Genomic DNA, 12,915 nt, shown 5'->3' with positions numbered 1-12,915 from the left:
GGCAGTGTGGTTGGTCGGCCAGGATTTAGTAGAAGGTCTTGGCTTGAAGGACAATATCGGCCGGGATGACATGTGGCTGAGTCGTCGCTTCCCTGAGGTCGGTGAAGGCGATGCGCTGCCCAACCTCGCCCACAAGGATGCCAGACTTGCCTTCGCGCACCGCGTTCACGGCCGCAAGGCCCAGTCGGGTGGCCAGCAACCTGTCAAAGACCGTGGGTGAGCCGCCCCGCTGGAGATAGCCCAACACCGTGACACGTATGGACAGGTTGGTTGTGCTGGCCAATGCTTCCGCCAATCCGTATCCCGCCACGGGCCTGCCCGCAACAGTCAGTTCATGTGTGGCTACCGGGTATCCCTCGGCGACGACGACGATGGAGAAATCCTTCCCCTCTTCCTTCCGCTGCTTGAGGTGTGTTGCCAGCGTCTCTATGGGTACAGGCTGCTCGGGGATGGCTATGAAATCGGCTCCCCCTGCGAGGCCGCCGTACAGCGCCAGCCAGCCAGACTGACGGCCCATGACCTCCACGATCATGACCCGGTGATGCGCCGACGCCGTCGAATGGAGCTTGTCCAGCGCATCGCTGATGGTCGTAATCGCGCTGTCGAATCCTATGCTGAAGTCGGTGCCAAAGATCTCATTGTCGATGCTATTGGGCACGACGACACACGGAATGCTGTTTGCGTCAAATACTGCCGCCACACCGACGGCACTGCGGTCGCCGATGATGATGCTGGTCGTGATGCTGTTGCTTTCCAGGACGTCGCGTATCTTCGCCAGGTTCTGGACCGCAAACTCGGGCGACACGCGAGAACTGCCGAGGATGCTTCCACCCAGAGGAAGGATACCGGAGACTGTCTTCTTGTTCATGATCTCGATCTCGCCACGCACGAGTCCTTCGAACCCGTCCCGTACCATCAGGACATCGTATCCGAGCTCAAATGAACGCCTTGCAACGGAGCGAATGGCTGCGTTCATACCTGGTGCGTCCGCCCCTGCCGTCATGACTGCGATACGTCTCATCTGTGTTCCTCCCTTTCCCTTTCTGTTACCGGGTCACACCGGTGAACTGGAACCCCTCGGCCCGGATACTGGGGAGCACCATGGCGCCGATTCCGAATGATGAAGCCAGGACCGCGCGGTTCCGACTGATTTCGACAGTGTGCGCAAGCATGTCGACGAGCCCCTGCGTGAACCGCAGGTTTCGAACCCCATGCGTCTTGCGGCCGTTTTCGATGAAGTACGTGCCGTCTCGCGTCGTCCCGGTGACGACGGCGCGGCGCGGCTCGACAGGATTGCCGTACCAGAAACGGGTCACGTAGATGCCTCGTTCGACGTGGGAAACCATGTCGGCCTCACTGCTGTCACCCGCACCCATGAAGATGTTGAGCGGATAAGGGCCGATGTCGTTTGGCTGCTGAAGCGAGTGTCCTGTCGTCGCGCGACCCATCTTGGCAGCGTAGTAGGAATCGTACACGACGTTCCCTCCCTTGCCCTGAGTCAGGAAATTGACGCGACGCTTCGGCATTCCCTCGAAATCGAAGGGAACGGGCATTCCTGCAGGATCCAGCCCGTCGTCGTACAGACTGACGATAGGGGAGGCGATCTGCTCACCCTCGTGCCCCTCGAGGAAACATGTGTGCTGCTCGACACTGCGAGCAGACAGGGCAAGATAGGCCAGCATGCCCATGAGCTCCTCGACGGCAAACGGGCTCAGAACAACCTCAAAGGCTCCGGGTCCGACCTCAGCGGGATGCCGTGTCTCCACCGCCGTGCGCACAGCTTGCTCGCCTACGGCTTCCGGATCAATGTCCGCAACGTCAGCCGACGACATCAGACCATATCCGGAACTGTCATCGCCCATGACGACGGCTTTCAGCGCCGCGACCGTATACTGGTGATAGGCTGCTACGCCCATCGAACTCACAACTGCCAGTTCAGAGCTCTGCACCTGATAGGTCCCAGCCGCCCGCAGGCCCTCGTGCTCTGCGCGCTCGATGACCTTCTTCACCGCAAGAACGCGTTCTCCGGGCTGGGAGGCGGCGGTCGCCGCGACCCATCCATCAACGCGTCCTGCAGTTATCGGTTGAGGAGACGGAAGACCTGGAAACCCGGGATCGTCAGGTATGAGCCGGGCAGCCTGCGATGCCTGCCGAACAATGAGCACCAGACCCTCGGGAGAGCAGTCGGTCGTCGACGCACTTCCGACCTTCTTCCCGACGACGGCGCGCACTTGAACCTGCGCCGTATGCTCGGCCACGTTCTGATGGATGATGTTCTCGGCATACCACGTGAGAGCGCTGTTGGAGGTCATGGTCACGATCTCTATCTGATCTGCGTCCGACACCCTCAGTGCGTCGTGCATGAGGCCGTGAAGCTGTTCCTTACTCATGAAACACCCCCACCTGAACGTGGCGGAACCGGGCAGGCGATGTGCCATGCGACACATGTGCCACCTGCATCGGCTCTCCTTTGCCGCAATTGTCGACACCCCACACGTGGTACAGATCAGGGCCTCCGATGCCGTCACATGACCTCCAGAACTCATACGTGATGCCGGTGTATGTCGGGTTCTTGACCATGTCCTGCAGTTTCCCTCCCCTGATCTCCCAGCCGACCTCACTGCCGAACTGGAAGTTCAGGCGTCGATCATCGATGGACCAGCTCTTGATGCCCTCCACGTAGAGTCCGTCCTCCACGCCGCCGATCAACTGCTCGAAGGTCAGGTCGCCCGGCTCGAGGTTGATGCTCACCATACGGACAATAGGACAGCGTGCGAAGCCGTCGGCCCTCATCGCCCCCATGGGCTCCTCGCCGACGACGGGAGCTGATGCACGAGAGTTGAGGTAGTGCTCGAAGATGCCGCCCCGTACCAGGTACACTTTGCGGCCCCTCACCCCCTCGTCGTCATACGCGAGTCCGCCCAGGGCGTGCGGAATCGTGGGATCAGCGGTCACATTGACAATATCGGACCCATAGCGGAAGCTGCCTTTCTTGTCGGGCGTCAGAAATGATGTCCCAGCGAACGACGCCTCCATGCCCATGACCCGGTCCAGCTCGGAGGGGTGGCCACATGACTCGTGGAGCTGCAACGCGAGTTGCTGTCCACCAACGACCAGGTCCTTGACTCCCGACGGACAAGGCTTGGCAGCCAGGAGTGCCAGTGCTTCCCTGGCGGTCGACTCCGCATGTTCCAGGAGCTTCATGGCTTCCACGAACTCCCAGCCCGACTGAGCGTTGTCGCCGGAGGAGGACATGGGGTAGCTGCGGATCTGAACGTCACCCTTGTCACTGGCAGCCATGGCGCTGACGCCGGCCCCGCTCTCGACCCGGTCCTGGACGATGTATGAGCCATCGGAGGACGCGAAGATCTTGCGCTCCTTCAGAAACTGCATCTGACCTCGTGCCAGGACGACTCCCGGTAACATCATCGCTCTGGTGGCTTCGGCGAGTAGTCCGATTTTCTCAGAATCAGGGATCGTGAAGGGATCCACGTCCGCCTGGTGCGGTATCATGTCTTGACTGGGAGCAACTGTGGCCAGCACAACATCCTTCTTCTTTGCCAGCGCACTCGCGTGCGCGATGGCCACCACCTCTTCGACGATATGGTCGGCCTCGGCGTCGGCCACGACGGACGATGATGAAAATCCCCATGCCCCGTTCGCAATGACGCGGACCCCAAATCCACGCTGGTGAGCATGCACGACGGCGCGGGGTGCTCCTCCGACAACCGACACGTCCTCTCGTTCCATGTCAATGAGACGGCAATCGCAGTAGCTTGCGCCGAGGCGCTTCGCGCCCGCAATGACCCGCTCCGTGAACTTGTCCACTGGTCACCTCCCTGGTCGACAATGTCAGTATATTGGAGCATCCGCCAAAAGCAACGCCAGAAGCCACATGCCGTTGGGCCCACCAACCTCTTCTTTGCCAAACCTGACGTTCAGGCTAGAATTGTCACGGTGATGAGATGAAGAAAACCGTTCAGTCGCATGGCCTGCGGCACATGACCCTCGACTATCAGCGCTGGCTGGCCGCCTTTGTCATTGTGGCGGCAACCTTGGGTGCCATGACCTTGTGGGCGCTTCGTGGAAAAGAGACGGCGCTGCACGTGGTCTCGCAGTTCAAGACCAGTGATTATCCAATTGGGATCGTAGGCACACAGGACCAGGGATATGCCCTGACGGCGGCCGGCCAGGTGTTTGCGTTGCGCGGATGGACGAGCCAGAGCGAAGGCGTGGAACTGGGGGATAACCCCACGTCATTGACACTGAGTACATCGGGCAAGTACCTTTTGGTATCGGGACAGCGGCTGACACTGCTGGACGATGCCCTTCGCCAGAAATGGTCGCGAACAACGACAGCTCCCAGCGTGGTCGAGCAAGCCGTATTCACCGTCACCGGAGGGGTTGCCGTCGTCTACTCGTTCCTGGCGAACCAATCTCGGCAGTTCGTCACGTACGACCTTGCCGGCAAGTACCAGGATGGCTACACCGTACCCGATTTCGGCCGTGGGTCGCAGATCAGCCTTGCGCACAGCGGCATGCTCGTGGTAACGCTGGAAAGCGGCACCATCTACACCGTCTCGCCGCAAGGAAAGGTCATCGCAAAGTTCACAGTCCCCAACCCAGACCAGAAACTGGCAGGACTCGTCACGGTTGTCGACGACAGCGGCACACGCATCCTGGCCGGCTACGGCCGCAGCGTCTCGGGCGCCCCCGGTCCCCTGCCCCGCTATCTGTTCGACCAGACGGGAAAAAGGATAGCCCAGATTGTGGCCACTTCCGACAATCCCGGCCTTCGCGCGCTAGGCAACGACTTTCTGACCTTTGGACGCACTGCAGAGATCTTCGACAAGGACGGAAAGCTGCTGCTGTCAGCCTCAAAACTCAACTTCAATACAATCGACGCTTCGATGTCCGATGGAGAATGCGCACTCCTGTTCCAGGAGCAGACCACTTCTCAGACTGCGGTCTATTTCCTTGGTATCTACGACATGAAAGCACGCGCACTTGTGCGCCAGTGGAGTACGGCTGAGAGCGACGAGGTACGAGTTTTCCAGCTGCCGGGGATGCGCTCCGCCCTTGCTCTCGGCAGCGGTTTCTCCATTCTAGCACCCTGACGGGAGGGATCCGTGGACCGCGACACAGCGCGCGAACGCATACGGCAGCTCAAGACAGAGATCGAACTTCACAACTACGAGTACTATGTCCTGGACAGCCCGAGGATAGCAGACGCAGCCTTCGACGCCCTGATGCGCGAGCTCAAGAGTCTGGAGGACGAGTTTGTGGATCTGGTGACGCCGGACTCACCGACACAACGCGTGGGCGGAGCCCCTCTCGGGGGATTCACGACCGTCCGGCATCGCGTTCCGATGCTCAGCCTCAGCAACATGTTCTCCGAAGAAGACGTCGTCCTCTTCGACGCCCGCGTCCGGCGGGCACTTGGACGGGATGACCCCGTCGAGTATCTGACGGAGATCAAGATGGATGGGCTTGCCATCTCGCTTCGGTACGAGAAGGGTCTCCTGGTAGAAGGCTCCACACGCGGCGACGGCGCAACGGGCGAAGACGTCACCGCCAACGTCCGGACGGTGCGTTCCATCCCCATGAACCTGGCCAGCGTAGGGAGTCGTATTCCAGCATTGGTCGAGATTCGTGGCGAAATGGTCATGTTCAGGCGTGACTTCGAGGCACTGAATGCCGCGCGAGCTGCCTCAGGCGACCCCGTGTTTGCCAATCCACGCAATGCGGCGGCTGGATCGCTGCGTCAGCTGGACCCGCACATCACCGCTTCGCGCCCACTGCATCTGGTGGCCTATGCGCTGGGGGAGACATCGGAAGATCTTGTTCTTCCCACTCAGAAGAGCTTGCTGGACTGGATTGCCGGCGTCGGATTCCGTGTATCGCCGTTTGTGCGCCTGGTGCGGACACCCGCCGAGATGTGGGCAGCCACCCGGGAGATTTCAGCTGCCCGCAGTTCGCTGCCGTTTGCTGCCGACGGTATCGTGTTCAAGGTGAACGAGATATCGCTGCAGCGTGCGCTGGGCCAGACGGTCAAGGAACCACGATGGGCCTCCGCCTGGAAGTTCCCTCCTGAAGAAAAGGAAACACACCTCGAGAATATCATCGTCTCTATCGGTCGAACGGGTGTCGCAACGCCGGTCGCAGTACTCACTCCCGTAGAGATCGATGGGTCGGTCGTCTCAAGGGCGACCCTGCACAACGACGACGAGATCAAGCGTCTTGGCATCCTTATCGGAGACACCGTCATCGTGCGCAAGGCAGGCTCGGTCATCCCCGAGATTCTGGGACCAGTGCTTTCCGCCCGCACCGGTATCGAGCGCCCCTTCATCATGCCGGCCGTATGCCCAGTGTGCGGCTCGCAGCTGGTGCGTATCGAAGATGAAGCCGCCACCAAGTGTGTGAACGCCTCGTGTCCCGCGCAGGTGCGGGAAAGGCTGCTGCATTGGTGCTCGAAGGACGCCATGGATATCCAGGGCATAGGAGAAGCCGTGGTCGACCAGCTCGTCACGCTGGGACTGGCACACGATGTCGCCGACCTCTACGACCTGACGGAAGAGCAGCTTCTTCGACTGGAGCGCATGGGATCTCTCGTAGCCCGCAAGCTGCTGGTTCATCTCGAAGAGAGCAAGGGAAAGGGTCTTGCCCGTGTGCTGTATGCCATGGGCGTTCCTCAGGTCGGTGAGGTAGGCGCCCGCGATCTGGCCCAGGCCTTCGGCTCCATGGAGATTCTTGCATCGGCCACGCCTGAATCCCTGACCCATGTCTACGGCATCGGAGAGAAAACGGCCGAGAACATCACGGCCTTCTTCCAGGAAGAGCACAACCGCACGCTCGTCGAGCGCCTCCGGAAGGCAGGAGTTCACATGGTCGCCGCCACGGCCCCCGGGGCGCACGGTCCCCTCAGCGGCAAGGTCTTCGTCTTCACCGGCGAGCTATCCACCATGGCCCGCAGCAAAGCACAGGAACTGGTACGTACGCTCGGAGCCGAGACGTCGGAGACGGTTTCCCGGAAGGTGACGACGCTCGTCGCAGGATCCGCCGCGGGGAGCAAGATGGCCAGGGCCCGGCGACTGGGAATCGAGATCCTTGACGAACAGCAGTTCCTCTCCCTCGTTGGGCAGGGGACCTGAGAAAACAGGCATAGGAGGTATCATGGCAATGATCATCGACAAAGAGACGCTTGAACACGTGGCTTCACTCGCGCGTCTCGAGATAACTCCAGAAGAGGAGGGGCCTCTTCTGGGGGACCTCGAACGAATCCTCGGGTATGTCGCGCAGCTGAGCTCCGTCGATACATCAGCCATCGTCAGTAAGCGCCCCGCCATGACCGAACTCCGTCCGGATGAGCCAAGCGCGGGCTTGACCCGAGAAGCAGGGCTCGGTGGAGCGCCCGCGATGCGTGACGCATTCGTGGTCGTGCGGAACGTCATGGGAGGCGAGGATGAGTAGCGAACTTCCACGCACCCTGAAACAGTATCGTCACGCTGTTCGCGCGCACGAACTGTCGGCGGAAGAGTATCTGGACGAGACGCGGCAGCTCATCGAACGTGGAGACCCTCAAGTGAAGGCGTTTCTGCACCTGCGCCTCGACGCCGCCCGGTCCGATGCGCAGGCCGCCGATCCCTCGTCTCCTCTTGCAGGAGCCCCGATAGCGGTCAAGGATAACATCATGATGGCCGGCGAGCGCTGTACTTGCGGCTCCCGGATTCTTGAACACTACGTCGCCCCCTATTCGGCGACTGCCGTGCGATCGTTGCTTGCTGCGGGGGCTGTCGTACCGGGCAAGACCAACCTCGACGAGTTTGCCATGGGTTCCTCCACAGAGAACTCTGCCTTCTTCCCCACGCACAACCCCACGGACCTTACCCGTGTTCCCGGTGGGTCCAGCGGCGGTTCGACGGCTGCGGTCGCCGCAGGTTTTGCTCTTGGGGCAATCGGCTCCGACACCGGCGGTTCAGTGCGGCAGCCCGCTGCGTTCTGCGGGGTCGTCGGTTTCAAGCCGACCTACGGGCTTGTGTCGCGGTACGGCCTGGTCGCCTTCGGGTCCAGCCTCGACTGCATCGGTCCCATTGCGAGGAGCGTCCGGGACGCAGCCATCATGATGAACGTGATGGCTGCCCATGATCCAAAGGATGCTACTAGCGTCAAGCGGCCCCACGTGGACTTTGAGGCCGCACTGCAACCGACCCTTGCAGGCAAACGGGTGGGCATCATCCGTGAACTCCAGGGGCTGGATGTCCAGCCGGAAATCGCAGCAGCCATGGAGACGGCCCGTAAAGCAGCCGTGAAAAGCGGTGCATCGATTGTCGACGTCAGGGTGCCGCACATTCTGTCCGCACTGCCCGCTTACTACATCATCGCGCCTGCCGAGTGCTCCGCGAACCTCGGACGGTTCGACGGCGTCCGCTATGGCCTGCACGTCGACGGACGGGACATGACGGAAACATACAGCAGGACCCGCAATGCCGGATTCGGCACCGAGGTGAAGCGGCGCATCCTCATCGGCGCATTCGTGCTCTCGGCCGGGTACTATGACGCCTACTACAAGAAGGCAAGCAGTGTCCGCCAGCTCATCACCGACGAACTGGACGCCGCGCTGCAGTCCGCCGACGTACTGCTGACACCGACCACCCCGACGACAGCGTTCAGGCTTGGAGCCGTGACCGACGCGCTTGAAATGTACAAGGCGGATGTGTTCACGATCCCCGCGAACCTGGCCGGGGTCCCTGCCATTTCGTTTCCCGCCGGAAAGGACGCCGCCGGTCTTCCTATCGGACTGCAGCTCATGGGCCCCCGCTGGAGCGATGCTGAACTCCTCTCCTCCGCGAACGTCTTCTTCACGGCGCTTGGAGGTGAGTCATGACCACGACGATCGGCCTGGAAATTCACGTTCAGCTGGCCACACAGACCAAGATGTTCTGTGGCTGCAGCACGGCGTTCGGGGACGAGCCCAACACCCATGTCTGCCCCGTCTGCCTGGGACTGCCGGGCGCCCTGCCCACGTTGAACGCCCAAGCCGTGCGCTTGGCCACCAGGATCGCCACGGCACTGGGGTGCACTGTCCACGAGGTCTCCGAGTTCTCACGCAAGAACTACTTCTACCCGGATCTTCCCAAGTCCTACCAGATCACCCAGTTCGACCGCCCGATCGCGACAGGGGGATCGCTTCCCATCGTCACCGAACGAGGCGCCCGCAGCGTCCGGTTGACACGCGCCCATATTGAGGAAGACGCCGGCAAGTCGATGCATGCCGCCGACATCACGCTCGGGGGTGAGACGCTGGTCGACTTCAACCGCTGTGGCATGCCACTGATCGAGATTGTTACTGAACCAGACATGCAAAGCGGCGATGAAGCGTACGAGTTCCTGCGCAACCTGAGGCGGCTTGTTCGATGGCTGGGCGTATCGTCAGGCGACATGGAGAAGGGTGCCATGCGGTGTGACGTGAATGTCTCCGTCAGCCCGGACCCTGCGAAGCGAGGTACAAAGGTGGAGATCAAGAACCTCAACAGCTTCCGCAGCGTCAAGCGGGCCATCGACTACGAAGAGCAGCGCCAGGCACAGTGCCTTACCGACTGTACTCCCATCATGACAGAGACGAGGCACTTCGACGAAGTGCAGGGAACAACGACCTCCATGCGCAGCAAGGAAGCCAGCAACGATTACCGCTACTTTCCGGAACCGGACCTGCCCCTGCTGCAGCTGGATCCGACAGAGCTGGAATCCGTGCGGACACAGATGCCCGAACTGCCCTGGGAGGTACAGTCACGCTTCGAACGGGACCTCGGCCTCTCGCCATATGATGCGGCCCTGCTGACCGAGGAACGCTCCACGGCAGAGTTCTTCCAGCAGACCATTGCACTCTATGACAACCCGAAGAAGGTAGCCAGCTACATGGGGACCGAGGTAGCCAGGCTCCTGAACGAACGCGGCAAGACGCTGACGGAGACGCAGCTGACGCCCGTGGCACTCGCCGGCCTCCTGACGATGGTCGAAGACAATGCGATCAGCAACACGGCCTCAAAAGACGTCCTGCCCCTTCTCGTGGACACGGGGACAACGCCCATGGAGGCGGTCAGAAGCCTTGGCCTCGAACAGGTCTCCGACACCTCCGCACTCGAAGGATTTGCACGCGAGGTGATAGCGGAGAACACAACCCAGGTTGACCAGTTCAGGAACGGCAAGGAGGCAGTACTCGCTTTTCTCGTCGGCCAGCTCATGAAGAAGAGCAAGGGCAAGGCGAACCCGAAGTTGGCGGGGGATACGCTGCGGCGGCTGTTGAAATGAAGGAACGCAGACCCAGGTCAGGATCGTCCTGCCGGTTGTCCTCATCGTGGTTCTGCTGGCCACGTCTCTTGTCGTGTATCAAGTGATCAGGACACGTACGGGCAAGGAAGGGGAAGTCACAACGCTCATTCCTTTCAGGAAAGGTGACAAGTGGGGATTCTGTGATTCACAGAAGAGAATTGCAATACCGACTATGTATGACCGCGCAGAGCCTTTTACCGATGGAATCGCAATTGTTGTGACAAATGGCAAGTTCGGCTGCATCGACAGCAAGGGGGAGATGGTCATACCCGTGGCTTATGAGCAGATGGGCCCTTTTCTTGAAGGCCTCTCGCTGGTTCATCTTGACGGTAAATTCGGTTTTGTTGATAGAACCGGAACCACGGTAATACAGCTGGCTTATGACAGCGCAGGCAATTTCAATGAGGGCTTTGCAAGGGTAGTAATCAATGGAAAAGAAGGCTTCATTGCTACTGACGGAAAAATTGCCGTACCGGCCATTCATGATGCGAACGATTATGAAGTAACCGATTTTGACCATGGTCTCGCGCCCATTCTCCTCATTGGGAAGGGAAGTATGGTGGGCGGAGGGGACAGACCGACAATGGTTGGCTACATCGATACTAAAGGCACACAGTACTGGGAAAACTGACAGAACGAGCGGGGGATCCCCCCTTGTGAGGAGGGATCCCCCGCTTCCTGCGTAGTCACTACGCGTTCATGACCTGATGGCTCAGCTGGTCAAAACCTCATTGATGGTCCTCATGGTTGGCTCATCCAGGGCAACGTCGACAGCCCTGACATTTTCTTCGACCTGCTCCGGTCTTGACGCACCGATGATGACACTGCTGATCTCTTTGTGATGAAGGATCCAGGCCAAAGCCAGTTGTGCCGTTGTGACATTGTTCTCCAATGCTATCTTTGAGATCCTCTCAACCTTGTCGAGGCTTTCTTCGGTCAAGTAGTGCTCTACAAAGTGCCCGACTTTGGGATCTGCTGCCCTGCTTCCTTTGGGTAGTTCCTGGCCCTTCTTGTACTTTCCTGTCAAAACCCCCTCGGCCAGCGGACTAAATACGGCAATTCCCAATCCTTCCCTGGTGCACATCGACATTACTTCTTTTTCTATATACCTGTTCAGCATATTATACGCCGGTTGATTGATGGCAATAGGGTTGAGATTCAGCTGCCTGGCCGTGCTCTGAGCATCAAGTATCTGCGTCGCACTCCACTCACTGACCCCTGCGTACAAAATCTTACCTTGGTGTATCAGGTCGTCTAACGCCCGCATAACCTCATCAACAGGTGTCTCAGGGTCGTATCTGTGACAGTAGAAGATATCGATGTAATCAGTGTTGAGACGCTTCAAACTGGCATTGCACTGTTCCATAATGTGCTTTCTGGAAAGTCCTCTGTCATTGGGACCATCACCCACGGGCCAGAAGGTCTTTGTAGCAAGCACGTATGAAGACCTGGAGAAATCCTCCAGAGATTTAGCCAGGACTTCTTCTGCCGCACCGGGATGTGTCTGTCCGACGCCATAGGCATCAGCGGTATCGAAGTAGTTTATCCCCAGATCGTAGGCCTTCTTTACGCATGCATCCGCCTGTTCCTGTCCGTAGGAACCGCCATAGGTAAGCCAACTACCCAAAGCCATTTCGCTCACTTTAACGCCATAACGGCCAATCCTTCGGTAGTTCATCCTATCCTCCTTTCAATTTGACAGTGATGTCTCAGGACTGGCTAGCAAGCTCCTTGTCGCCGTCGAGCCGAAGCGAGACGACCTTGGACACGCCAGTCTCTTGCATCGTCACACCGTACAGGACATCCGCTGCCAGCATGGTCTCACGGTTGTGGGTCACGACCAGGAACTGTGAACCCTCCTGCTCCCGAAGCAACCGCGCAAAACGATGAACGTTGTTTTCGTCGAGCGAATTGTCCACCTCGTCGAGAAGATAGAACAGACTGGGGCGCGCCTTGAAGAGAGCAAACTGCAGAGCCGCGGCCGTCAGGACTTTCTCGCCGCCTGAAAGCAGCTCAAGAGGTTGCCGCCGTTTGCCCGGCAGCACGACGTCGATGTCGATCCCCATGAGTTCCCCGTTCTCCTGGCGCACCAGTCTTGCCTCGCCGCCGTCGAACATCTTGACAAAGTTCTCCTGGAAGGCCTTCTCGATGACGACAAACGTCTCTTCGAACAATGTCGACGCGCGTCGATCGAGGTCGTCGATCAGCGCGAGCAGCTTCGTTCTCGACTGAGAGAGATCATCATCCTGCGCTTTGAGATGCGCAACGCGTTCCGCAAGCTCTTCGCTTTCCTTGATACTAGCCATGTTCACGGGCTCCAGGTTCGTCATGTTGCGGCGCACCTGGTCCATCTCGCTCTGCATCTGTTCGAGGTTTGCCTCTGGTTCAGTTCTTTCCGTCAGTTGTGCGAAGTCATCGCGCGCCGTGAATTGCTCCAGCTTGCCCTTCCCCTCCGCCAGCAGGACCTCCAGCTCGCGTACACGGCCCTCGAGGCGTGTACGACTCGCCTTGACCCCTTCCATCTCCGCCGCCAGGGTCGCACTCTGTTCGTCCTTGTGACGCTTGTCGAGTTCCAGCTGGTCGATG

11 protein-coding genes are annotated in these 12,915 nt (G+C 59.6%); 6 read left to right on the top strand and 5 right to left on the bottom strand.

Features of this window, described 5'->3' with window-relative positions; all coding sequences use genetic code 11:
- Nucleotides 1-25: 25 nt before the first annotated feature.
- From SMC1_RS00055 to SMC1_RS00045, 3 genes are read right to left on the bottom strand one after another with little or no spacing between them, the layout of a single operon-like run.
- A complete protein-coding gene (locus tag SMC1_RS00055; protein WP_119084778.1) occupies nt 26-1,021 on the bottom strand; it encodes a 6-phosphofructokinase in 996 nt (331 codons plus the stop codon).
- Nucleotides 1,022-1,046: 25 nt separating this feature from the next.
- Nucleotides 1,047-2,390 (bottom strand): TldD/PmbA family protein, encoded by a 1,344-nt coding sequence (locus SMC1_RS00050; protein WP_165849082.1) that lies wholly within the window; start codon nt 2,388-2,390, stop codon nt 1,047-1,049.
- On the bottom strand, nt 2,383-3,828 hold the full coding sequence (locus tag SMC1_RS00045) for a TldD/PmbA family protein (protein ID WP_119084776.1): 1,446 nt from the start codon (nt 3,826-3,828) through the stop codon (nt 2,383-2,385). The genes SMC1_RS00050 and SMC1_RS00045 overlap by 8 nt, the downstream gene beginning before the upstream one ends.
- Before the next feature lie 137 nt (nt 3,829-3,965).
- On the opposite strand from SMC1_RS00045, the gene SMC1_RS00040 reads away from it, so the two are divergent.
- From SMC1_RS00040 to SMC1_RS00015, 6 genes are read left to right on the top strand one after another with little or no spacing between them, the layout of a single operon-like run.
- A complete protein-coding gene (locus SMC1_RS00040; protein ID WP_119084775.1) occupies nt 3,966-5,117 on the top strand; it encodes a hypothetical protein in 1,152 nt (383 codons plus the stop codon).
- Nucleotides 5,118-5,129: 12 nt separating this feature from the next.
- A complete protein-coding gene (gene ligA, locus SMC1_RS00035) occupies nt 5,130-7,151 on the top strand; it encodes an NAD-dependent DNA ligase LigA (protein ID WP_119084774.1) in 2,022 nt (673 codons plus the stop codon).
- Nucleotides 7,152-7,173: 22 nt separating this feature from the next.
- Nucleotides 7,174-7,470 (top strand): Asp-tRNA(Asn)/Glu-tRNA(Gln) amidotransferase subunit GatC, encoded by a 297-nt coding sequence (gene gatC, locus SMC1_RS00030; RefSeq protein ID WP_119084773.1) that lies wholly within the window; start codon nt 7,174-7,176, stop codon nt 7,468-7,470.
- Entirely contained in the window at nt 7,463-8,884 is a 1,422-nt protein-coding gene (gene gatA, locus SMC1_RS00025; protein WP_119084772.1) for an Asp-tRNA(Asn)/Glu-tRNA(Gln) amidotransferase subunit GatA, read from the top strand. The genes gatC and gatA overlap by 8 nt, the downstream gene beginning before the upstream one ends.
- Complete coding sequence (gatB, locus tag SMC1_RS00020) at nt 8,881-10,308, top strand: Asp-tRNA(Asn)/Glu-tRNA(Gln) amidotransferase subunit GatB (RefSeq protein ID WP_119084771.1); 1,428 nt, start codon at nt 8,881-8,883, stop codon at nt 10,306-10,308. The genes gatA and gatB overlap by 4 nt, the downstream gene beginning before the upstream one ends.
- Before the next feature lie 46 nt (nt 10,309-10,354).
- Nucleotides 10,355-10,960, top strand: a complete 606-nt coding sequence (locus SMC1_RS00015) for a WG repeat-containing protein (RefSeq protein WP_119084770.1) — start codon at nt 10,355-10,357, stop codon at nt 10,958-10,960.
- Nucleotides 10,961-11,041: 81 nt separating this feature from the next.
- On the opposite strand, the gene SMC1_RS00010 is transcribed toward SMC1_RS00015, so the two are convergent.
- Entirely contained in the window at nt 11,042-12,007 is a 966-nt protein-coding gene (locus tag SMC1_RS00010) for an aldo/keto reductase family protein (protein ID WP_119084769.1), read from the bottom strand.
- 31 nt (nt 12,008-12,038) lie between these two features.
- The coding region (locus SMC1_RS00005) for an AAA family ATPase (RefSeq protein WP_165849080.1) at nt 12,039-12,915 on the bottom strand (877 nt) is incomplete at its 5' end.

Source organism: Candidatus Cryosericum septentrionale, from assembly GCF_003570995.1.
Taxonomy (GTDB): domain Bacteria; phylum Caldisericota; class Caldisericia; order Cryosericales; family Cryosericaceae; genus Cryosericum; species Cryosericum septentrionale.
This window is presented reverse-complemented; position numbering and strand designations above follow the sequence as displayed.

Excerpts from the sequence above, each read along its gene's own strand:
- SMC1_RS00055 (WP_119084778.1), bottom strand. The coding sequence starts at position 1,021 with ATGAGACGTATCGCAGTCATGACGGCAGGGGCGGACGCACCAGGTATG.
- SMC1_RS00050 (WP_165849082.1), bottom strand. The coding sequence starts at position 2,390 with ATGAGTAAGGAACAGCTTCACGGCCTCATGCACGACGCACTGAGGGTG.
- SMC1_RS00040 (WP_119084775.1), top strand. The coding sequence starts at position 3,966 with ATGAAGAAAACCGTTCAGTCGCATGGCCTGCGGCACATGACCCTCGAC.
- gatC (WP_119084773.1), top strand. The coding sequence starts at position 7,174 with ATGGCAATGATCATCGACAAAGAGACGCTTGAACACGTGGCTTCACTC.
- gatA (WP_119084772.1), top strand. The coding sequence starts at position 7,463 with ATGAGTAGCGAACTTCCACGCACCCTGAAACAGTATCGTCACGCTGTT.
- gatB (WP_119084771.1), top strand. The coding sequence starts at position 8,881 with ATGACCACGACGATCGGCCTGGAAATTCACGTTCAGCTGGCCACACAG.
- SMC1_RS00010 (WP_119084769.1), bottom strand. The coding sequence starts at position 12,007 with ATGAACTACCGAAGGATTGGCCGTTATGGCGTTAAAGTGAGCGAAATG.